Consider the following 19,774-nt stretch of genomic DNA (forward strand, 5'->3'; position numbering starts at 1 on the left):
TTGATCGTTGATCGGCCGCCAAGCGCGATTACGAAGAAATACCGTAGGCGAAGCGCATCACCGCTGCGGGATCGTAGCCGAGCGACTGCGCAACCCGGTCGAAGACCTCGTGGGCATCGATCACGGTCATGCTCTTGGAATTAAGCGCGTGCCAGATCTCAGGTAGCACGTCCTTGCCGGAACGATAGTGATGGACATGGTAGCTATCGCCGCTGCACGCAAGGAGCGTGGTTGCTGACATGCCACCACTCCAGAAAGGGCAGCCTGGAACGCGCAGCATCCTGTTGCCGTCGACCTTTCCGATATGGGCAAACGAGCTGGCCGCCTGGAACGCGCTCTCGACATTGCCGATACCCGCTTCGAGCAACTCTTTCGCAAGCGCGATCTCGATCGCGTTCCGGAAGGTAAACTGCCGGTGTCGGCCGGGCGAACCGCCACCCACAATCTGCGCCTCGCCCTTACCGACTGGATAGCCTCTGTGTAGCCAAGACTGCAGCGTTGCGTTGGGCACGCCCGTTGCAACGACAATCTGCCCGGTCGAAAACCTATCGAAGAACACGTTCATTTCGGCACTCACCATAAGTTTGCATCTGCATTCTTATCGTGCGTTCTGACCAAGAATGCAAGTGCAAACTTGGAGACCCTGCCTCTAAGGTCAAATTGAAGCCCGCCACCGTGAGGCAGCGGGCCTCTCCCACGATTAAGCGGCTGGATTCCGCCTCGCCTACGCTCTGGTTGCAAATGGCCCGGCAAGGCCGTCCGCGGGAGTTGTCACGCTCCGCCTGGTCCCCCGGATTTGCGTTAGAGCAACATCCTGCTAATTTAGTCAACGCTAAAGGTGACGGGGAGGATGACCAGTGACTCTGTACGCCGTTGCCTTATGCATCTACTTCACGCATCATCCTCCACAACCGGGCCAATGCTTCATGATTAGCAACCCGCGTGGATTTCACGCTAGAGAGGAATGTGAGGCGGAGCTCGACCGGCTAAGAAGATTAAAGGCGCATGGACAGTTGCTGTTTGACCCGATTGACAGCCACGGTTCGACAAAAGGAATGAGCCAGTACAGTGCACTTTCGTGCGAGACGTTTCAACGTGTGAACTGAGAGTTTGCATTGAGTTTGGCGCTACCCAGCCGCGATGCGCCGCACATCTTGCCCCTGATAGTCAGGAATGCAGGTGAAGAACACCGGGCGCCGATCGCGGCCAGCGGCGGCCGCGTTTGCTATTAGGTCTGGAATCTCAGTATCGTCGCGCGATATAGCTGGGGGAAGAAAAATGGACCCAAGAGCAATTCTCATAATGACTTGCATAGCTTTTGTAGTGGGCCTTGTGTCTTGGGCGTTGCCGGCCTGGAAGTATCACAAACACACAAAAGTCGGAACATTTGCCGCCGTGCTCCTATTGGCAGGTATTGTGTTTATGAGCATGTTCAAATGGAACGACGTGGCGCTTGACCTTTGGGGAGCCAAGCTTCAAATCAAGGAGCGGGATCAGAAGATCGCGCTTCTTCAGACCACCTTGTTGAATGCGCAGACCGCCTTGGCGCAGGCTGAAGAAAAAGCGCCCGATCAAACGGCGCTCGCCTCCTATATCGAAGCGGCTATGCAAAAAGCTGGTGTCACCGTCGATCCGAACACTGTCAAGGGAATCGCCGCGGAGTCGTTAAAACCGCTTCAGACGTATTTCGACAGTACCGAGTGGAGTTCGATCAAACCTCAAAACCCGTCCGGCTCCACGACACCGGGGAAACTCTCTCCGAACTATGTCCCCATGGTGCCTAACAAAACCAACTGACCGGGCGCCTTGCGAGACCCGACGTTTGCCGGTTCTTCCGGCATGCGATCGCTAGGCCAAACCGCCTCCAAACCAGCGATTGAACTCGACTTTCTTCCCGGTCACTTCTCGCACCGTCTTTAACAGCGACTCATGCAAGATGCGCGTTGCCCGGTAGTGGTCGCAACGCGGCGATATGAACGGCTTTACGATGCTCCTGTGCAGCGCCTCGGCTGCCACCAGGAAGCGCTCGATTTCAGCCTGCGATAACTGCTTGGATGGTTTCTTTCTGGCCATTTGGCGATCTCTGTTTTTGAGGGTTCGCCGCAACGGGAGGATTATATTCCTGATCTCGGTGAAGATGGAAGCCGGCTTGCGCACGATTGTGCGCTGCGCGATGCTGCCGCTGGGGAAAAATGTTGGGGAGGATCTTCAAAAGATGAAACGGCTCGACTTTCGCAATGCGACTGTGGTTGTGGGTGCCGCTCTGGGTTTTCCTCTTTTGGTGGGCAGACCGTTCTTCCCTGCTTGGTTCAAACCCTATGCTCTCCCCCTAGCCTTCCTCATCGTCATAGGAATGTTTGGGCTGGTAGTAATTTGGAACAAAGTCGCCACCGGCCAAGCACTTCCTGGACCGAAAATGAGTATAAAGAGATCTCACATCGTTGTGCTAGTACTGATATTTGTCATTCCCGCATCAAATTTCCTGTTTCATTTCATTCATGGATAGACCGACGTAGAGCCCCGCCAGCGCGTGTTTCTCGTCGCCGCCGTTCTAAGCGCGGCTTGCTGCGGGCCGCATCAGTCGGGCAAGTAGCCGCCGATGCATATCTTGAGTGGTGGGGAACGCTTCCGGGCTCTTAGAGCGCAAGACTTAGCGATGGCGGCCCTGGCGTCGTTCAGTCGCAACTGCGCTGTGGTGAGCTGGTTCTCGAACTCCGGCATTCGAACGACGGTATCCTCAATGAACCGCATCGCGGGGGCGCAAGCCAGATACTCGCCTCGCAAATGGTCCGCTGCATCAAGTTCCGCGCTGGCAAGCATCCCAAGGCTAAATCTGTCCTGGGATTTAGCCGCTTCCTCAATGCCGACGCCCACAACTTTGGTGTATGATTTTGCGGGGAAGCAATATCGGTCGATCGCTTCCGCATAAGCCCATGCTCGGATGAACGGCATCTCGATCCATTGTTCCTTGATGCCCTCGACAGCTCCCTCAAGTGTCCAGTTCTCGGTGGTCCGCTGAAGTGTCGAGTTCTCGGTAGCCGTCGCCGTTCCTGCAAAGCAGGTGACGATCAATAGACAGTAAGCAATGGCCCGCCTCATAGCCCGCATCTCCCCCAAAATCCAAACCTAGACCGGCCAGCCGCGCCACGCCAGCGCGCGTCTTCTCGCCGCTGCTCTCCTACACCGACGCATCGTCCGGCCCGCTAAGTAGCCTCCCGCTACGGGCTAGCGCGGGCAATGCGCGCTCCTCCGCGGCGAGCCGGTAGCGCAGCATCGCCGCCTCCTTCTCCCCCTCACGCTCGAGCCGATAGACCTCAGGGAGTGGTTGCCAGTCTTTTGGCTTGTTCTTCATGCACCATTTCGGCTGGCGGAATCCTCAGTGCTCGATTGCGACGAGATCCGATCCGTCAAACCAGCATGAGACGTTCAACTTCGCGAAATGCAGAACCCTCGCCGCCCACCAAACCCGATCAATTTCGAGGTCGACGGGACCATCTTTCCAGGGCGTCCAGCCCTTGCCCGGCCTCTCAACAAGCTCGCTGTCGCGCATTGCTCTTACTAAATTAGAGAATGCTCACATGTATGGACTCGGCGTCGAATTGGAAGCATTCTCTCCTGCCGGGGGATGGGGATTTGGGCAAAGTCCAGCATCAGCACAATATTGGTGCCGATCAGGCTGATCGCTGGCGCAAGAACGCCACGAAGCGGCACCGCGGATTATGGCGGCCCCAATATCTCTTTGCGCTTGTAATGGTTCCTCTTGCAGCTTTTCTCACGGCAAGCCCTAGCAGCCTTGAGACTGTCGCGAAGCTCATACCAACCGAATGGCTTGGCAGCATAGACGTTCCCGATCCGTCATCTCTGCTCGCCGGCGGCTGCAGCATCAAAGGCAACATTTCTATCAACACCGGGGAGCGGATTTACCACATGCCCGGCCAGGAACATTACTGGGAGACGAAGATAAGCCCCCAGTATGGCGAGCGGTGGTTTTGCACCGAGGACGAGGCGCGCGCGGCCGGCTGGCGCAAGGCTCGGCGATGACGGATACCAGTCAATGGCCGGCCGCCCCGGTCTACACTCCTCATGATTACGCACTCATCCTCAAGCTTTCGGAAGTCGGTGATCTGCCGCCGACCTGGGAGGAGTGGTGGGAAAGTTTTAAAGCGTCTGAAGTTGAGCAACGCCGCCAAGGCTTTCCCGCCATCAGAGTGCAGGTCCACGCCGGCAAATTCAAAGCCTGGCTGCGGGCCAATTCCCTTTCGTCATCGAAACAGACCCGGCAGCAATTCGCTCAGCAGCGACTTGATATGAAACGAGCCAGGAAGGCAGAGCGTCGAATTCCGAAGCTTTCAGCGCCGCCCTCCTGGACGGTTCCGCCGCCCCTTCCAATGCACTGGACGCACAGGCCGTTAGAGGTGCTAGCCTATTTCCTACTGGCGATCGCGATAGGCTCTTTGCTGCTCGCGCTGTTTGACCCTATTCGCGCCGCTCGCGGTCTCGAGATGATGGCCGCCGTCGTACCTACGCCCGCGCCGGTAAATGGGCGTTAACGGCTTGTTGGCTAGTGGCTGTCTAGCATCTGCTGATGGAAGCCACGTTCGAACACCTGATTCAGGCTGTGAAAGCGCCGCCAAGGAGCCCTCGGGTTGCCATTGCGCTGGCCGCCTCTGCCGTCCTCGCTATCTTGGCCGGCGCGGGACTTCTGTTGAAAGGCGCCGTTCACGACGAGCCGCAGCGGCCAACTATCGATATCGGCCAAATACTTCACCCTGGAGTGGTTTAAAGCTAAGCCCGCCAGCATGAGCCCGGGCCGGTCACGGCCTTGCGGGCGCGCGGATCCAGCCGATCGCCGATCCTGCGGCGAAAGCGTAGACAACTGCAGCCATCACCGCGACAATCCATAGAGCCGCGGGCAGGTTTGGCGTTAGCGTCGATGCGGCGCTCGCGGCGGCGACGCCGAGCAGGCTCCCGGTCTGGCGCAGCGCGTTCAAGAGACCGGATGCCACGCCCGACGCGGCCTCGGGAACCTGCTCGATCACGGTGGCGATCACCGGGGGCACGGACGCGGACGTGCCCGCACCGAAGATGGCAAGCGACCCGACGATAGCCGGCCAGGGCGCATGGCCGACCAGCAGCCCGGCTGCCAGGGGCGCGGAAAGGGCCGCACAGATCAAGCTGCCCGCGATGAGGCGCTGTGGCGACACTTTCGCCTGGAGCCTGCCCGCGATCACATTGCCGACCGACAGGCTCGCCGCGACGGGCAGCAGTGCAAGCCCGGTTCGCCTGGCGTCGAGCCCGTAGTCGCCGTGCAGATAAAGGCTCAGGATGAACAGCATGCCGAAATAGCCGACATAGACGAGGCAACCGACAAGGTTGGCCGCGAGAAAGGTCGGGTTTCGGAACCACACGAGCGGGACCATCGGATCGCGAGTGCGGCGCTCGATCAGGAACCAGCCCAGGACGGCGCCGACAGCGATTGCCGCCGCAAGCCGGATCGCAAACGACCCTCCTCCCCGTTCCGGCAATTCGATCGCGGCGAAGCAGAACGCGCCGAGCATGACGATGCTGGTGAGTTGCCCGCCCCAGTCGAACCGCTTCGTTGGCTGCGTCGATCGGAGCCGCACGATCCGAATCGTCAGGCCAAATGCCAGCAAGCCCGCCGGCAAGTTGACGAGGAAGACGCTGCGCCAACCAAAACTGCCAACCAGCAACCCGCCGAGCACAGGCCCGATCGCCGCCGCGACCGAGGCGATGCCGGCCCATGTCGCGATCGCGCGCGCTCGTTCGTCGGGATCGTCGAAGGTTTCCCGCACGACGGCCAGCGAAGCGGGCAGGAACAAGGCGGCCCCGACGCCCTGCGCCAGCCGGGTCGCGACAAGCCACGCGACCGCTCCGGCGGCGCCACACAAGGCGGAAGCGAGGACGAACAGGGCCAGCCCGGCGAGATAGACGCGCTTCGCGCCCCAGCGATCCGCGAGAACGCCTCCGGCGAGGATGAGCGCCGCCATGCTCAGCGTGTAGGCATCGACGATCCAGGCGAGGTCGCCGACCGTCGCATCGAGATCGGCGCGCATTGCCGGCAGCGCGACGTTGACGATCGTGGCGTCGAGCACCGCCATGAACATGCCGCCAGCCACGAGCCACAGGGTGAACCTGCGCCGCCTCGCCGAGATTGCGTCGTCGGTACCGTCTGAACCAGCGCGGCTGTCTTCCAGTGTTTCGCATCCTGTCATCGGACACCTCCTGCAGGTTCCAATCTAGGGAGGCATTTGATGCGATAAAGCAGTATATCTGCCTTTCTCTGATGCAAACTTGCATCATCCACTTCGCGTCGCCGGGAGGGTCACGATGAACTGGGACAATGCACGCTTCTTCCTGGAGATTGCGCGGGCGGGAACGCTGCGCGCCGCCGCGCGCAAGATGCGCGTCGATCAGGCGACGGTCGGCCGCCGGCTGGCGGCGCTGGAGGACGAACTCGGCGCGCGGCTGTTCCTGCGCACGCCGTCCCTTTATGTGCTGACGCCGGCCGGCGAAGCGCTGGTCGAACCGGCCGAAGTGATCGAGCGGTCCGTCGCGCAGATGGAGCGACGGGTGATGGGCATCGACGAACGGCTGATCGGCACGGTGCGGGTGGCCACGACCGACTCGCTCGGCAAGCGGTTCGTCATTCCGGCCATCGCCCGCATGCGCGCCGAACATCCCGGCATCGAGGTCGTCTGCCTGACCTCTCAGGACGTTGCCAGCCTGACCCGGCGCGAGGCCGACATCGCCATCCGCACCATCCGGCCCGACGCGCCCGATCTGATCGTGCGCCGCCTCGCCACGCTCAAAACCGGAATCTATGCCTCCCGTATTTATCTCGCCGCCCGTGGCACGCCAGCCCCCGGCGACGGGTTTGCTGGCCACGATCTCGTCGTCTACCAGCAGCCGGTGGTGCCGACGATGCCTTCGGTCCTCTGCGGAGAGCCGGCCGGCGCCGGCAAGGTGGTGTTCCGCACATCATCATCCGTCACCCTTGTCGAGGCAACGGCAGCCGGCATCGGCGTTGCCGAACTGCCCTGCTACCGCGCCGACGCCGAGCCGGAGCTGGTGCGGATCATGCCTGAGCGCTCGGCCGATTTCGACGTCTGGCTAGTTGCCCATGCCGATCTCTACAAGACCGCGCGGATCCAGGCGCTGATCCGCGAACTGGTCGGGGCGTTCGATCCGGCCGCGTGATGATTGGAAGTGAATGAGCTGAAGGTCCGTGGCACGCAATGTCCGCCGAACCCTGCCGATTGCCGCATCGGGCGCGGCCAATACCTTGGACAAGACGTCGAGGATGACGGCTGGTTCAAGCGGATCGCAACGGTCAGCGATGGCGGAATAGCTCAAGGATATCTCCTCCATCAGCTTACCCGCAAATGCGTTTGCGTTGCCATATTAGGTTTCGCGCATGAATAGGAGTAGAGTCTTCATTGGCGCGCACTAGGCATGGGGCAGCAGCCAACTCCAAAGAGCGGGAGCTGACCGTTGTGACGCGCAGATCACCCTGACGCTCGCGAGGGGAGTAAGCAATGCGCATCCATTCAAGCCGTGTGTTTTTGGCATCTATTGCCGTCGCTTGGGTATCTGCCGCCGTGGCAGCCGACAAAACCGATGAGCAGCTGATTGAGAATGCGATTTCGGCAGCACCTGAGGCAGTCGGCAAGAATGCCGCTGTCGTGAACTGGGAGATGAAGACGCTCAGAAAGGGCACGAACGGCTTCACATGCATCCCTGACGACCCCGGCACTCCCACAGACGATTCCCATGTGCACAGATGAGAACGGGATGGCGTGGATGCACGCGATCATGTCCAAGAGCGCGCCGCCCGAAGGCAAGGTCGCTTTCGCCTACATGCTGAAGGGGGGCGATGCGGCGAGCAATGCCGATCCCTATGCCCCTAGGCCGCCTGTAGACGGCAAATGGGTACACGATGGCCCCCACGTAATGGTCATGAACGCCCCGACCATAATGGCGTTGTATCCCCACGAGCCGGATCAGACACAGCCATATGTCATGTTTCCCGACACGCCCTATGCGCACCTGATGATTCCAGTGAAATAGTCCAGATCGGAAGCCGCCGCCTTTACGGCGGCAGGTCACCTCAAGGACGGAAGTCTGGTTGGTCAAGCTCTCGGCCATAACGTGCATGGCGGGGTGTCCTGTGCTGACCGTAGGCCACACGATAACAAGGACAATTCGCGACTGCCAAGATGGAAATAGAAAACCCCGCCGGCAGGGAACCGGAGGGGTTAGTCCTGGGAGGACGCGCGGCACGCGCTGCCGTTCGTCGACCGCGCCTTGTCCACATATCGCCCGGTTACGACACCGATGTGACACTCTCGCCCCGATCCCATGGCTCGGCCATGCCTATGGCTCGGACACCGGCATCAAGCCTTTGGAAAGGAGAAATGTGGTTCTCTCCCGGAAGCCGAGGCGCGAGCGTTCTGGCTAAAGACGGCAATAGAGGCGGGCGAATGGACATATTTGGCATCAAGGGGCTGTTGATCTGCGCACTGATCTTCATTCCGTTCGAACATCTGTTTGCCGAGCGGCCCCAGAAGGTCCTGCGCAAGGGCCTGGGTGTCGATCTGATCTATGTGCTGTTCAATGGGCTTATCGTAAAAACGGTCATCGTTCTGATCGCGGCCAACACACTCGAAGCCGCTGCGATCCTCGTTCCGCAATCGATCACGCAGGCCGTCGGCGGCCAGCCCGTCTGGCTGCAGGTTCCCGAAATCATCCTGATCACGGATATCGGCGTCTACTGGGCACACCGGGCATTCCACACAATCCCGGCGCTTTGGAAATTCCATGCGGTGCACCACGGCATCGAGGAACTGGACTGGCTCGGCGCATTCCACTCCCACCCGGTCGACGCCATCCTGACAAAGGCATTGTCGCTGACGCCGATCTTTTTCCTCGGCTTCTCCGAAGCCTCGATCGCCATCTTTTCAGTCATCTACTTCTGGCACACGCTGCTCGTTCATTCGAATGTGCGGATACCGTTCGGCCCCTTGAAGTGGTTGATCGCCAGCCCGCAGTTCCATCGCTGGCACCATGCCAACCAGCGCGAGGCCTATGACAAGAACTTCGCCGGGCAATTGCCTGTCCTCGACATGGTGTTCGGCACCTACAATGCCACCGGCAACAAGGTGCCGGAAAAATACGGCGTCGATGATCCGATCCCCTCCAGCTATCTCGGGCAGGTCAGCTATCCGCTCCTGCCGGGCGAGAAGCGATCGAACGGACCGGTGCCGAGCACCGAAGCCTGACGGCTGACACCGACACGCAGGACTTGTGCCGCTCGAAACTGGCGGTGTCGCCAGGTGGCAGCAGACGTTCCGTCGCGGGTTGGTTTCGGCTGATATCAGCAATAATTGTGGGTCCTGCGCATTCGCCTCGAGGCATTCCCGGCATGGACCATCACGACGACGATCTCAGGAAATTCGAAACGCACGGCGCGACGCCCCTGCCGGCCGCAAGGGACGAAAGCCGGGTGGAACATGAGGGCGCAGAAATCTGGTACGCCACGTTTGGCGCCGGCCTTCCGGTGATCCTGCTGCATGGCGGCCTCGGTCACAGCGGCAATTGGGGATTTCAGGTCCCCGCGCTGGTCAAGGCCGGCTACCAGGTCGTGGTGATCGACAGTCGCGGCCACGGGCGCAGCAGCCGCGACGAACGGCCGTACAAATATGAACTGATGGCTTCCGATGTCCTGGCGGTGATGGACGCGCTGCGCTTGAAGAAGGCTGCTGTGGTGGGTTGGAGCGATGGCGCCTGCGTCGCCCTGATCCTTGGCATGAAGGCCGCCGACCGCGTCACCGGCGTGTTCTTCTTCGGCTGCAACATGGATCCGAGCGGCACCAAGGAATTCGAGCCGAGTCCGGTCATCGATCGCTGTTTTGCCCGGCACGCCAAGGACTATGCCGAATTGTCGGCGACGCCGGACCAGTTCGACGCATTCGTCAAAGCCGTCGGCCTGATGATGAAGACCGATCCCAACTATACCGCCGCCGACCTGGCGCGGACGCGCGTGCCCGTGGCGATCGTTCACAGCGAGCATGACGAGTTCATCAGACACGAGCACGCGAGCTATCTCGCCCGCAGCATCCCGGCATCGGAATTGATCATCCTGCCCGGCGTCAGCCATTTCGCGCCGCTGCAACGGCCCGGGCAGTTCAACAGCGTGCTGCTGGCCTTCCTCGAAAACATTCATTCTTGAACGTCGGGTGCGCGCCCCCAGGAGCCGGAAGGCTTTTTCGCGTCGAATCGGCTAAGCCTTGAAGCATGAACGAGACCTCACTTTATGCGCCGGTGAAGCGGTTCCTCGAAAGTCTCGACTTTGTCGTGAAGGGCGAGATCGGCGGTTGCGACATCGTCGCGCTGCGCGAGGGCGAACCGCCGGTGGTCGTCATCTGCGAATTGAAACTGCAATTCAATATGGAATTGGTGCTGCAGGGCGTCGACCGCGCGGCCGCTTGCGACGAAGTCTGGCTGGCGGCGCGCATGTCGGCGCGCGGCAAGGGACGCGAAAGCGACGCCCGGTTCCGCAATCTCTGCCGCCGGCTTGGCTTCGGTGTGCTTGGCGTGACAGCCAACGACAAGGTCGAGGTGCTTGTCAGTCCCGCCGCGCCGGAGCCGCGCAGGAATGCGCGGCGGCGATCCCGCCTTGTCGACGAGCACCAGCGTCGCCGCGGTGATCCTGTCGCCGGTGGAGGATCGCGCAATCCGATCATGACCGCCTACCGCCAAAGTGCCCTCACCTGTGCGGCCGCGATGGCGGACGGACCCAAACGACCGCGCGATCTGAAGGCCTTGACGCCGATCGCGCCGAAAATCCTGCAGCACAATGTCTATGGCTGGTTCGCCCGCGTCGACCGCGGCCTCTACGATCTCACCGATGCTGGCCGCGCCTCGCTGGTCCGTTGGCCGCAGACACCGCATGATGATGTCCGACACGAGATTTTGATTGCGTCGACCGCCTGAATGCCGGGGCTTGCCAGCTATGGCGCGCCCCGCTTGGTTGATTTTTCAGACAAAACATGCTGCTAGTCCCGCCCATGAAGACACTCTGCATGATGGCCATTGCGTCCCTGACGCTGGCTTTCCCGGCCAGCGCTATGGACAATGCATTGCGTGCCGGGCTGATGAAACTTGATCCGCAAACACGCCTCGAACAGCGCTGCGATGCTGAAGTCCTGGACCGGATCACCCACGATGACCGCAAGTTCAAGGCCGACCGGGTCGTCGCCTACGCCTTCGCGACGCCCGAGATGAGCGCCGATGCGATCAGGAGTCCGGGTGCGGCGTTCCGCAGCAAGGGACAGTGGTACCGGCTGAAGTTCAAATGCCAGACCGGCCCCGACCATATGGAAGTCCTGCAGCTGCGCTACCGGATCGGCGACGAAATTCCGGAAGCCGACTGGGTGAAATACAATCTCTACGATTAGTTTTTCGCGGGCTTGCGTAGGCTTCGGCTCACGTGCCGGCAGCGGCTGAAAATCCCCTGTAATACCCCTGCCACGAAAGTGGTTTTCCAGTGTTGTCTGTCCCTGCGTCTTGACGCCAGCGGACCATGCCTTTAGGCCCGTCTGGACAATCGACAACGAACACTCGGCGAAGGGCTTCCTGGTCGATGGAAATATTTACCGCCGCAGGCGTTTCGGCTCTTCTTCAGGTCATTGCCATCGACCTTGCGCTCGCTGGCGACAATGCCATCGTCATCGGCCTCGCCGCGGCCGGCTTGCCGGCCGCCCAACGCAAGCGCGCCATTTTGGTCGGCATCGCGGCGGCCACCGTGCTTCGCATTTTCTTCGCCCTGATCACGCAATGGCTGCTGACCATCGGCCCGATGCTGTTGATCGCCGGCGGCCTGCTTCTGCTGTGGGTCTGCTGGAAGATGTGGCGCGAATTGCGCGTCAGCCACGATGAGGAGCGCGACGCGACCGAAGCGCTGTCGAATGGCGATTTCGACAAGGACGGCGTCATCGGCGGCAAGGTATCCGGCAAGACCTTCTCGCAGGCCGCCTGGCAGATCGTCATTGCCGACGTGTCGATGTCGCTCGACAATGTCCTGGCCGTGGCAGGTGCTGCCATGAACCATCCGACGGTGCTGATCATCGGACTGGCCCTGTCCATCGCCTTGATGGGCTTTGCCGCGTCGTTCGTCGCGCGCCTGCTGCACAAATACCGTTGGATTGCCTATATCGGTCTGGCAATCATCCTCTATGTCGCGGTCAAGATGCTGCTTGACGGGGCCGTGCAGCAATTCCCCGAGCACTTCGCTTTCCTGGCGCCTTGGTTCGGATCCGGAGGGCACTGAGCCACCCGATGGCGCGGACCAGCCCGTCGGCCGGTTTGCTTGATTGCGCAACCCATGCTATTGCGCCGCGCGTATTGGCTCCTGCCATGCGCCACAGACCGACATTTACAGCGATTTGAGGCCGGACCAGCGTTTCGGCCCGTGCCCCCATTGGAAACTTGCCTATGTCCGCCCCTCGCGTCAGTTTCGTCAGCCTTGGATGCCCGAAGGCGCTCGTGGATTCCGAGCGCATCATCACGCGCCTGCGCGCCGAAGGCTATGAGATCGCCCGCAAACATGACGGCGCCGATCTCGTCGTGGTCAACACCTGCGGTTTCCTCGATTCCGCCCGCGATGAGTCGCTCAACGCCATCGGCTCCGCGCTTTCGGAAAACGGCAGGGTCATCGTCACCGGCTGCCTCGGCGCCGAGCCGGAGGTGATCCGCGAAAAGCATCCCAATGTGCTGGCGATCACCGGGCCGCAGGCCTATGAGAGCGTCATGGCAGCCGTGCATGAGGCAGCCCCACCCTCGCACGATCCCTATATCGACCTGCTGCCGCCACAGGGCGTCAAGCTGACGCCGCGCCACTATGCCTACCTGAAGATTTCGGAAGGCTGCAACAACCGCTGCACCTTCTGCATCATCCCCGCACTGCGTGGCGATCTCGTTTCGCGCCCGGCGGCCGATGTGCTGCGCGAAGCCGAAAAGCTGGCCAAGGCCGGCGTCAAGGAACTCCTGGTCATCTCGCAGGACACCAGCGCCTACGGCATCGACATCAAGTATCAGACGTCGATGTTCGGCGACCGTGAAGTGCGCGCGAAATTCCTCGACCTCTCGGAGGAATTGGGCAAGCTCGGCATCTGGGTGCGCATGCACTATGTCTACCCCTACCCGCATGTCGCCGACGTCATCCCGCTGATGGCCGAAGGAAAAATCCTTCCCTATCTGGATATCCCAGTTCCAGCATGCCTCGCCGCAAGTGCTGAAAAACATGCGCCGGCCGGCACATGGCGAAAAGACGCTGGAGCGCATCCGCGGCTGGCGTGACGTGTGCCCGGATCTTGCCATCCGCTCGACCTTCATCGTCGGCTTCCCTGGCGAGACGGACGAGGATTTCGAGATGCTGCTCGACTGGCTGGACGAGGCCAAGATCGACCGTGCCGGCTGCTTCAAATACGAACCGGTCAAGGGCGCCCGCTCCAACGACCTCGGCCTCGAGCAGGTGCCGCAGGACGTCAAGGAGGCGCGCTGGCACCGCTTCATGCAGCGCCAGCAGAAGATTTCGGCGACGCAGCTGGCAAAAAAGGTCGGCAAGCGCCTGCCGGTGCTGATCGACGAAGCGAATGGCACATCGGCGAAAGGCCGCACCAAGTACGACGCGCCCGAGATCGACGGCTCGGTCCACATCCAGTCGCGCCGCCCGATGCGTGCCGGTGACATCGTCACCGTCAAGATCGAGCGCGCCGACGCCTACGACCTCTACGGTTCGGCCGTCTGAGCTTTCCGTCGCTTTCTCCCGACAAATGAAAAGGGCGCCTCGCGGCGCCCTCTCCAAATCCGATCGATCGTGCCGCTTACTGCGGCAGCTTGTCGTCGACGCCCTTCACGTAGAAGTTCATGCCGAGCAGCGTGCCGTCGTCGGCGACCTCGCCGTCCTTCAGCCACGCCGAGCCGTCCTGCTTGGCGATCGGTCCGGTGAAGGGGTTCCAGCCGCCGGCGATCTTCTTCTCGGTCGCCTCGGCCATTGCCTTCACGTCGTCGGGCATGTTGGTGTAGGGCGCGAGCTTGACCGCACCGTCCTTGATGCCGAGCCACACATTGTCCGGCTTCCAGGTGCCGTCGATGGCTGCCTGCACGCGGCTGATGTAGTACGGACCCCATTCGTCGGTCAGCGAGGTCAGCTGCGCGTTCGGCGCGAACTTGATCATGTCGGACGACTGGCCGAAGCCATGCAGCTTGCGCTCTTCGGCGACCTGCAGGGCGGCGGTCGAATCGGTATGCTGGACGATGATGTCGGCACCTTGGTCGAACAGCGCCTTGGCGGCGTCGGCTTCCTTGCCCGGATCGAACCACGAATTGACCCAGACGATCTTGGCCTTGAAGTTCGGGTTGATCGACTGCGCGCCGAGCATGAAGGAGTTGATGCCCATCACCACTTCGGGAATCGGGAAGGAGACGATGTAGCCGGCAACGCCGGACTTCGATTCCTTGGCGGCGATCTGGCCGAGCACATAACGGCCTTCGTAGAAGCGTGCATTGTAGATGCCGAGATTGTCACCGGTCTTGTAGCCGGTGGCGTGCTCGAACATCACTTTCGGAAACTTCTTGGCGACCTTCACTTCGGCATCCATGAAGCCGAACGACGTGCCGAAGATCAGCTTGCAGCCTTCGCGCGCCAGGCGTTCGAAAGCGCGGTCGGCATCGGGACCTTCGGAGACGTTCTCCAGATAGGCGGTCTCGACCTTGTCGCCGAGCGCCTTCTCGACTTCGAGCCGGCCCTGGTCGTGCTGGTAGGAGTAGCCGAAATCGCCGATCGGGCCGGTATAGACCCAGCAGGCCTTCAACTTGTCGGCAGCCTCTGCGGACGCGGCCAGCGACAAAGCCGCTGTCGTCGTCATCAGGGCAATAAGCAGTTTTTTCATCGTGTTACCTCTCTGTGTTAAGCCTTGGAGCTTCCCGTCTTTTTGTTTTTGTCAACGATCCGGAACGAATGGCTGCCCCAGTGATGCCGGCGTGTTCATCATCGTCAGACGCTTGTTGCGCGAGATTAGAACGAGAACCACGACGGTTGCCAGATAGGGCAGAGAAGAAAGCATCTGCGAGGGCACCGGAATGCCAAAAGCCTGTGCATGAAGCTGGCCGATCCACACCGCGCCGAAGATGTAGGCACCGGCCAGCACCCGCCATGGCCGCCACGAGGCGAACACCACCAGCGCCAGCGCGATCCAGCCGCGGCCAGCGGTCATGTTCTCGACCCATTGCGGCGTGTAGACTAGCGACAGATGGCCGCCGGCCAGACCGGCGCAGGCGCCGCCGAAGATCACCGAGAGATAGCGGTAGCGGATGACCTTGATGCCGAGCGCATGTGCCGAGGCATGGCTGTCGCCGATCGAGCGCAGCGTGAGGCCGGTTCGCGTCTTGAACAGGAACCACATGACGGCGGCGGTCAGCACGATCGAGATGTAGAACACCGGATCCTGGCCGAACAGCAGCTTGCCGACAACCGGGATGGAGCTCAGGCCGGGAATGTCGAGATTGGGCAGCCTGACGCCGGGCTGGCCGACGAAGCTCGTGCCAATCATGCCGGAGAGGCCGAGGCCGAGCAGCGTCAGCGACAGGCCGGTCGCCACCTGGTTGGTGGCCAGCGACAGCGTCATGACGGCAAACAGCAGCGAGAACAGCGCTCCCATGGCGATCGCCGCCAAAAGGCCGATCCAGGGCGAGCCGGTCAGATAACCGGCCCCAAAGCCGCCGACCGCACCCATGATCATCATGCCCTCGACGCCGAGATTGAGCACGCCGGAGCGCTCGACCACCAGTTCGCCGATCGCCGCGATCAACAGCGGTGTCGCCGCCGTTGCGATGGTCAGGAGGATGTTGACGGTGATGTCCATCAGCGGGCTTCCTTCAACTTCGGTGCAGCGTCGAGCTTTGCCGCGCCTTCTTGTTTCGTCAGCGCCAGGCCGATCAGGCGGATGCGGTAGTGGATGAGCGTGTCGCAGCCGAGCACGAAGAACAAAAGCATGCCTTGGAACACCCGCGCCACCTTGTCGGAAATGCCGAGCGCGCTTTGCACCGCCTCGCCGCCGAGATAGGTCAGAGCCAGAACCAGGCCCGCGGCGATGATGCCGAGCGGATTGAGGCGGCCGAGGAACGCCACGATGATGGCGGTGAAGCCGTATCCGGGCGAAATCACCGGCTGCAATTGCCCGATCGCGCCGGAGACTTCAGAAATGCCGGCAAGTCCGGCCAGCGCGCCCGACAGCAGGAAGGCGAAGAACACCATGCGGCTGAGGCCGAAACCGGCAAAGCGCCCTGCCCGCGGGCTGGAACCCAGCACGCGCACCTCGAAGCCCTTGAGCATGCGCCCCATCAGGATCCAGATCAGCACCGCGGCAACCAGCGCGAAGACAAAGCCCCAATTGGCGCGTCCGGCGTCCGGCATCAGTTCCGGCAGCACGGCGGAGTCGCCGAACTGGATCGTCTGCGGGAAACCATGGCCCTGCGGATCGCGCCAGGGGCCGCGAACCAGCCAGTCGAGGAAGAGCTGGGCGACATAGACCAGCATCAGACTGGTCAGGATCTCGTTGGTGTTGAAGCGGGTCTTCAGAAACGCGGGTATCGCCGCATAGGCCGCGCCGCCGACCATGCCGAGCAAAAGCATCAGCGGCAACACCAGCGGGCCTTCGAATTGCGGAAATAGCACCGGAATGGCCGAGCCGAAGATGGCGCCGAAGATAAACTGGCCCTCGGCGCCGATGTTCCAGATGTTTGCCTTGTAGCAGACCGACAGGCCGACCGCGATCAGGATCAGCGGTGCCGCCTTGATCGCCAGCTCATGCAGCTGCCAGACCTGGCTGACTGGCTCGACAAAATAGATGCGGAACGCGGTCAGCGGATTGACGCCGAGCAGCGCGAACATAATGGCGCCGGCGATGATCGTCAGCGCGAAGGCGATGAACGGCGACAGGGCCGAAAACAGCGCGGAGCGCTGCGGGCGTTTGACGAGTTCGAGGCGCATCATGCCGTCTCCAGCGTATGTTCGGCGTGGCCGGGCTCGGCGCCGCCCATCAGCAGGCCGACCTTCTCGAAGGTTGCTTCGGCGATCGGCATCGGCTTGGACAATTCGCCATTGTGCATGACTGCGATCGCGTCCGAAATTTCGAACAGCTCGTCGAGATCCTGGCTGATCACCAGCACCGCCGATCCGCTCCGCGACAGTTCGATCAACGCCTGCCTTATGTGGGCTGCGGCGCCGGCGTCGACGCCCCAGGTCGGCTGGTTCACCACCATGACGCTGGGCCGGCGGTCGAGTTCGCGGCCGACGATGAATTTCTGCAGGTTTCCGCCCGAAAGTGCCGCAGCTTCCGGATCCGGCGCGCTCTTGCGCACGTCCATCGCCTCGATGATGCGTTGGGAGGCAGCGTAAATGGCGCCGCTCTTGACCATTCCACCGGTGCCGACAAACGCCTTGCCGTCCGTGGCATGGCGCGACAGCAAAAGGTTTTCCGAAAGTTTCATGCGCGGCGCCGCACCATGGCCGAGGCGCTCTTCCGGCACGAAGGCGGCACCCAGCAACCGCCGTCCGGTTATGGTCAGCCCACCCGCATCCTTGCCGCGGATGCGCACCGAGGCGACGTCCTGCTGCAACACTTCGCCGGAAACGGATTCGAAGAACTCACCCTGGCCGTTGCCGGCGACACCGGCAATGCCGATCACCTCGCCGGCACGGACATTGAGGCTGATGTTCTTGAGCGGAATGGAGAACGGCGTTGCCGGCTTGCGGGTGAGACCGCGGACTTCAAGCAGCGGCTGCGCGGTCTCGATCCCCTCGACCGGTGCACGCACCACGGCCTGCACCTCGTTGCCGACCATCATGCGGGCGAGCGAGGAGGCTGTCTCCTCGCGCGGGTTGCAATGGCCGACCACCTTGCCGTGCCGCAACACGGTGGCGCGGTCGCAGATGCGTTTGACCTCTTCCAACCGGTGCGAAATGTAAAGGATCGATTTGCCTTCCGAGCGCAGCCGCTCCAGTGTCTCGAACAGCTTGTCGGCTTCCTGTGGCGTCAGCACCGAGGTCGGCTCGTCGAGGATGATGAGCTGCGGCGTCTGCAGCAGGCAGCGGATGATCTCGATGCGCTGGCGTTCGCCGACCGACAGGTCGCCGACCAGCGAGTCCGGATCGAGCGGCAGGCCGTAGCTGTAGGAAAGCGCCCTCGCCTTTGCGGCGATGCTGCTGATCGGCGAGCCGTCGTCCAGGGAAAGCGCGATGTTCTCGGCCGCGGTCAGCGCCTCGAAGAGCGAAAAATGCTGGAACACCATGCCGATGCCGAGCTTCTTGGCGGCACCCGGGCTGGTGATCCGCACCGCCTGGCCGTTCCAGAAAATCTCGCCGGAATTGGGCTCCAGCGAGCCGAACAGCATCTTGACCAGCGTCGATTTGCCGGCGCCGTTCTCGCCGAGCAGCGCGTGGATTTCACCTTTGGCGATGTTGAGATCGATATGGTCGCACGCCGTCAGCGTGCCGAATATCTTGGTCAGGCCACGAACCTCGAGCAGGTTCGCCCCATCATGATTTGCACTCACAGTGCCTCCCATCTGGTTCACCAGATATGTTCTGTGTTCCCGCAAGCATGGTAGGCGCCGCTGGCTCTCAACGGAAAGCGGCACGCGTCTTGAAAGAGCTTCAAGAATTTCAGCGGAAATTCAAGGGATAGCAAGCCCGGCGGGACTAAGGGATGAGAATGGTCGTCCCTGTCGTCCTGCGCCCCTCGAGGTCGGCATGCGCCTTGCCCGCATCCTTCAGCGCATAGCGCTGGTTGATCTGGATCTTGACGGCGCCGCTGAGCACCACGTCGAACAGCGCGGCAGCGGAGGCGTCGAGATCCTCGCGCTTGGCGTTGTAGACGAACAGCGTCGGCCTTGTGGCGAACAGCGAGCCCTTCTGCGCCAGCAATGACATCGAGAAGGGCGGGATCGGTCCCGAGGACTGACCGAAGCTGACGAACATGCCGAGAGGCTTGAGGCAGTCGAGCGAGGCCGGGAATGTATCATTGCCGACCGAATCGTAGACGACATCGCATTTCTTGCCGCCGGTGATGGCCGCGACGCCGGCGACGAAATCCTGTTCCTTGTAGTTGATGACATGGTCGAAACCGTGCGCCTTGGCGAGTTCGATCTTGTCGGTCGAGCTTGCCGTGCCGATGACGGTTGCACCGAGATGTTTCGCCCATTGGCCGAGAATGAGCCCGACGCCGCCGGCAGCGGCATGGAACAGGATCGTGTCGCCCGCCTTCACCTTGAAGGTCCGGCGCAAGAGATATTCTGATGTCATGCCTTTCAGCATCATCGCGGCCGCCTGCTCGTCGCTGATGCCCTCGGGAATCTTGACCACGAGGCTTGCGGCGATAACGCGTTGCTCGGCATAGGCCCCGACATTCGTCGAATAGGCGATCCGTTCTCCTGGCTTCAGCCAGTCGACGCCCTCGCCGACCTCCTGCACCACGCCGGCGGCCTCGCTGCCCGGAATGAGCGGAAAACCTCCGGGCGGCGGATAAAGGCCAGAGCGATGATAGACGTCGATGAAGTTGAGGCCGATGGCCGTATGCCTGACCAGGATCTGTCCGGAACCCGGCCGGCCGGGACCGGCGTCCTCATAGGTCAGAACTTCCGGGCCGCCATGGGCGTGGATGCGGATCGCTTTGGACATGGATTGGGATTCCTG

The 19,774-nt window shown here is 61.7% G+C and carries 23 protein-coding genes and 1 pseudogene; 13 read left to right on the forward strand and 11 right to left on the reverse strand.

The window, feature by feature from the left end:
• Window positions 1-28: 28 nt before the first annotated feature.
• Window positions 29-565: a MerR family transcriptional regulator gene (locus ACVILI_RS19170; protein ID WP_148307374.1), complete on the reverse strand. Its 537-nt coding sequence runs from the start codon at window positions 563-565 to the stop codon at window positions 29-31.
• A gap of 713 nt (window positions 566-1,278) precedes the next feature.
• Between ACVILI_RS19170 and ACVILI_RS19175 the strand changes: the two genes are divergently transcribed.
• Window positions 1,279-1,797: a hypothetical protein gene (locus ACVILI_RS19175; RefSeq protein ID WP_038646741.1), complete on the forward strand. Its 519-nt coding sequence runs from the start codon at window positions 1,279-1,281 to the stop codon at window positions 1,795-1,797.
• A gap of 51 nt (window positions 1,798-1,848) precedes the next feature.
• On the opposite strand, the gene ACVILI_RS19180 is transcribed toward ACVILI_RS19175, so the two are convergent.
• Complete coding sequence (locus ACVILI_RS19180) at window positions 1,849-2,073, reverse strand: hypothetical protein (RefSeq protein WP_084791519.1); 225 nt, start codon at window positions 2,071-2,073, stop codon at window positions 1,849-1,851.
• Window positions 2,074-2,149: 76 nt separating this feature from the next.
• Between ACVILI_RS19180 and ACVILI_RS19185 the strand changes: the two genes are divergently transcribed.
• The gene (locus ACVILI_RS19185; RefSeq protein WP_148307375.1) at window positions 2,150-2,506 is read left to right on the forward strand and encodes a hypothetical protein; all 357 of its coding nucleotides are present in this window, start codon (window positions 2,150-2,152) and stop codon (window positions 2,504-2,506) included.
• Window positions 2,507-2,577: 71 nt separating this feature from the next.
• On the opposite strand, the gene ACVILI_RS19190 is transcribed toward ACVILI_RS19185, so the two are convergent.
• Window positions 2,578-3,099, reverse strand: coding sequence for a hypothetical protein (locus ACVILI_RS19190; protein ID WP_240564772.1), 522 nt, complete (start codon window positions 3,097-3,099; stop codon window positions 2,578-2,580).
• Between the two features lie 79 nt (window positions 3,100-3,178).
• A complete protein-coding gene (locus ACVILI_RS19195) occupies window positions 3,179-3,352 on the reverse strand; it encodes a hypothetical protein (protein WP_240564773.1) in 174 nt (57 codons plus the stop codon).
• A gap of 281 nt (window positions 3,353-3,633) precedes the next feature.
• Here ACVILI_RS19195 and ACVILI_RS19200 point away from each other — a divergent pair, with 281 nt between their 5' ends.
• Both ACVILI_RS19200 and ACVILI_RS19205 read left to right on the forward strand, forming a co-directional pair.
• The gene (locus tag ACVILI_RS19200; RefSeq protein WP_038652661.1) at window positions 3,634-4,041 is read left to right on the forward strand and encodes a sunset domain-containing protein; all 408 of its coding nucleotides are present in this window, start codon (window positions 3,634-3,636) and stop codon (window positions 4,039-4,041) included.
• Complete coding sequence (locus tag ACVILI_RS19205) at window positions 4,038-4,550, forward strand: hypothetical protein (RefSeq protein WP_038646745.1); 513 nt, start codon at window positions 4,038-4,040, stop codon at window positions 4,548-4,550. The genes ACVILI_RS19200 and ACVILI_RS19205 overlap by 4 nt, the downstream gene beginning before the upstream one ends.
• An 11-nt stretch (window positions 4,551-4,561) precedes the next feature.
• Here ACVILI_RS19205 and ACVILI_RS19210 read toward each other — a convergent pair whose 3' ends face one another.
• On the reverse strand, window positions 4,562-4,768 hold the full coding sequence (locus ACVILI_RS19210) for a hypothetical protein (RefSeq protein ID WP_084791765.1): 207 nt from the start codon (window positions 4,766-4,768) through the stop codon (window positions 4,562-4,564).
• A gap of 46 nt (window positions 4,769-4,814) precedes the next feature.
• A complete protein-coding gene (locus ACVILI_RS19215) occupies window positions 4,815-6,233 on the reverse strand; it encodes an MFS transporter (RefSeq protein ID WP_038646749.1) in 1,419 nt (472 codons plus the stop codon).
• Between the two features lie 115 nt (window positions 6,234-6,348).
• Between ACVILI_RS19215 and ACVILI_RS19220 the strand changes: the two genes are divergently transcribed.
• The 9 genes and pseudogenes from ACVILI_RS19220 to rimO all read left to right on the forward strand — a co-directional run bounded on the left by ACVILI_RS19220 (window position 6,349) and on the right by rimO (window position 13,828).
• Window positions 6,349-7,218, forward strand: a complete 870-nt coding sequence (locus ACVILI_RS19220) for a LysR family transcriptional regulator (protein WP_019858070.1) — start codon at window positions 6,349-6,351, stop codon at window positions 7,216-7,218.
• Window positions 7,219-7,556: 338 nt separating this feature from the next.
• Entirely contained in the window at window positions 7,557-7,805 is a 249-nt protein-coding gene (locus ACVILI_RS19225) for a hypothetical protein (RefSeq protein WP_457102563.1), read from the forward strand.
• 16 nt (window positions 7,806-7,821) lie between these two features.
• Entirely contained in the window at window positions 7,822-8,088 is a 267-nt protein-coding gene (locus tag ACVILI_RS19230; RefSeq protein WP_457102564.1) for a hypothetical protein, read from the forward strand.
• 413 nt (window positions 8,089-8,501) lie between these two features.
• Window positions 8,502-9,299: a sterol desaturase family protein gene (locus ACVILI_RS19235; RefSeq protein ID WP_038646753.1), complete on the forward strand. Its 798-nt coding sequence runs from the start codon at window positions 8,502-8,504 to the stop codon at window positions 9,297-9,299.
• Between the two features lie 143 nt (window positions 9,300-9,442).
• The gene (locus ACVILI_RS19240) at window positions 9,443-10,249 is read left to right on the forward strand and encodes an alpha/beta fold hydrolase (protein ID WP_457102565.1); all 807 of its coding nucleotides are present in this window, start codon (window positions 9,443-9,445) and stop codon (window positions 10,247-10,249) included.
• 65 nt (window positions 10,250-10,314) lie between these two features.
• Complete coding sequence (locus tag ACVILI_RS19245; RefSeq protein WP_240564774.1) at window positions 10,315-11,013, forward strand: DUF2161 domain-containing phosphodiesterase; 699 nt, start codon at window positions 10,315-10,317, stop codon at window positions 11,011-11,013.
• 56 nt (window positions 11,014-11,069) lie between these two features.
• Complete coding sequence (locus tag ACVILI_RS19250) at window positions 11,070-11,477, forward strand: DUF930 domain-containing protein (protein WP_019858077.1); 408 nt, start codon at window positions 11,070-11,072, stop codon at window positions 11,475-11,477.
• Window positions 11,478-11,662: 185 nt separating this feature from the next.
• Window positions 11,663-12,349, forward strand: coding sequence for a TerC family protein (locus ACVILI_RS19255; protein WP_019858078.1), 687 nt, complete (start codon window positions 11,663-11,665; stop codon window positions 12,347-12,349).
• A gap of 164 nt (window positions 12,350-12,513) precedes the next feature.
• A pseudogene (gene rimO / locus ACVILI_RS19260) lies at window positions 12,514-13,828 on the forward strand (30S ribosomal protein S12 methylthiotransferase RimO).
• 76 nt (window positions 13,829-13,904) lie between these two features.
• Here the strand turns inward: rimO and ACVILI_RS19265 are convergent.
• From ACVILI_RS19265 to ACVILI_RS19285, 5 genes are all read right to left on the reverse strand, one after another.
• Window positions 13,905-14,972 carry a BMP family ABC transporter substrate-binding protein gene (locus ACVILI_RS19265; protein WP_069092151.1) on the reverse strand — a complete coding sequence of 356 codons (1,068 nt, stop codon included), beginning with the start codon at window positions 14,970-14,972 and terminating at the stop codon, window positions 13,905-13,907.
• Window positions 14,973-15,023: 51 nt separating this feature from the next.
• Window positions 15,024-15,944 carry an ABC transporter permease gene (locus tag ACVILI_RS19270; protein WP_038646757.1) on the reverse strand — a complete coding sequence of 307 codons (921 nt, stop codon included), beginning with the start codon at window positions 15,942-15,944 and terminating at the stop codon, window positions 15,024-15,026.
• A complete protein-coding gene (locus ACVILI_RS19275; RefSeq protein WP_038646758.1) occupies window positions 15,944-17,074 on the reverse strand; it encodes an ABC transporter permease in 1,131 nt (376 codons plus the stop codon). The genes ACVILI_RS19270 and ACVILI_RS19275 overlap by 1 nt, the downstream gene beginning before the upstream one ends.
• On the reverse strand, window positions 17,071-18,648 hold the full coding sequence (locus ACVILI_RS19280; protein ID WP_038646759.1) for an ABC transporter ATP-binding protein: 1,578 nt from the start codon (window positions 18,646-18,648) through the stop codon (window positions 17,071-17,073). Before ACVILI_RS19280 ends, ACVILI_RS19275 begins: the two co-directional genes overlap by 4 nt.
• Before the next feature lie 133 nt (window positions 18,649-18,781).
• Entirely contained in the window at window positions 18,782-19,759 is a 978-nt protein-coding gene (locus ACVILI_RS19285) for a quinone oxidoreductase family protein (RefSeq protein ID WP_038646760.1), read from the reverse strand.
• Window positions 19,760-19,774: the final 15 nt, after the last annotated feature.

It is taken from the genome of Mesorhizobium sp. USDA 4775 (assembly GCF_054062655.1).

Excerpts from the sequence above, each read along its gene's own strand:
- ACVILI_RS19285 (WP_038646760.1), bottom strand. The coding sequence starts at position 19,759 with ATGTCCAAAGCGATCCGCATCCACGCCCATGGCGGCCCGGAAGTTCTG.
- ACVILI_RS19275 (WP_038646758.1), bottom strand. The coding sequence starts at position 17,074 with ATGATGCGCCTCGAACTCGTCAAACGCCCGCAGCGCTCCGCGCTGTTT.
- ACVILI_RS19170 (WP_148307374.1), bottom strand. The coding sequence starts at position 565 with ATGAACGTGTTCTTCGATAGGTTTTCGACCGGGCAGATTGTCGTTGCA.
- ACVILI_RS19205 (WP_038646745.1), top strand. The coding sequence starts at position 4,038 with ATGACGGATACCAGTCAATGGCCGGCCGCCCCGGTCTACACTCCTCAT.
- ACVILI_RS19235 (WP_038646753.1), top strand. The coding sequence starts at position 8,502 with ATGGACATATTTGGCATCAAGGGGCTGTTGATCTGCGCACTGATCTTC.
- ACVILI_RS19175 (WP_038646741.1), top strand. The coding sequence starts at position 1,279 with ATGGACCCAAGAGCAATTCTCATAATGACTTGCATAGCTTTTGTAGTG.
- ACVILI_RS19255 (WP_019858078.1), top strand. The coding sequence starts at position 11,663 with ATGGAAATATTTACCGCCGCAGGCGTTTCGGCTCTTCTTCAGGTCATT.
- ACVILI_RS19195 (WP_240564773.1), bottom strand. The coding sequence starts at position 3,352 with ATGAAGAACAAGCCAAAAGACTGGCAACCACTCCCTGAGGTCTATCGG.
- ACVILI_RS19220 (WP_019858070.1), top strand. The coding sequence starts at position 6,349 with ATGAACTGGGACAATGCACGCTTCTTCCTGGAGATTGCGCGGGCGGGA.
- ACVILI_RS19265 (WP_069092151.1), bottom strand. The coding sequence starts at position 14,972 with ATGAAAAAACTGCTTATTGCCCTGATGACGACGACAGCGGCTTTGTCG.
- ACVILI_RS19270 (WP_038646757.1), bottom strand. The coding sequence starts at position 15,944 with ATGGACATCACCGTCAACATCCTCCTGACCATCGCAACGGCGGCGACA.
- ACVILI_RS19230 (WP_457102564.1), top strand. The coding sequence starts at position 7,822 with ATGCACGCGATCATGTCCAAGAGCGCGCCGCCCGAAGGCAAGGTCGCT.
- ACVILI_RS19190 (WP_240564772.1), bottom strand. The coding sequence starts at position 3,099 with ATGAGGCGGGCCATTGCTTACTGTCTATTGATCGTCACCTGCTTTGCA.
- ACVILI_RS19280 (WP_038646759.1), bottom strand. The coding sequence starts at position 18,648 with ATGGGAGGCACTGTGAGTGCAAATCATGATGGGGCGAACCTGCTCGAG.
- ACVILI_RS19215 (WP_038646749.1), bottom strand. The coding sequence starts at position 6,233 with ATGACAGGATGCGAAACACTGGAAGACAGCCGCGCTGGTTCAGACGGT.
- ACVILI_RS19245 (WP_240564774.1), top strand. The coding sequence starts at position 10,315 with ATGAACGAGACCTCACTTTATGCGCCGGTGAAGCGGTTCCTCGAAAGT.
- ACVILI_RS19180 (WP_084791519.1), bottom strand. The coding sequence starts at position 2,073 with ATGGCCAGAAAGAAACCATCCAAGCAGTTATCGCAGGCTGAAATCGAG.
- ACVILI_RS19240 (WP_457102565.1), top strand. The coding sequence starts at position 9,443 with ATGGACCATCACGACGACGATCTCAGGAAATTCGAAACGCACGGCGCG.
- ACVILI_RS19250 (WP_019858077.1), top strand. The coding sequence starts at position 11,070 with ATGCTGCTAGTCCCGCCCATGAAGACACTCTGCATGATGGCCATTGCG.
- ACVILI_RS19225 (WP_457102563.1), top strand. The coding sequence starts at position 7,557 with ATGCGCATCCATTCAAGCCGTGTGTTTTTGGCATCTATTGCCGTCGCT.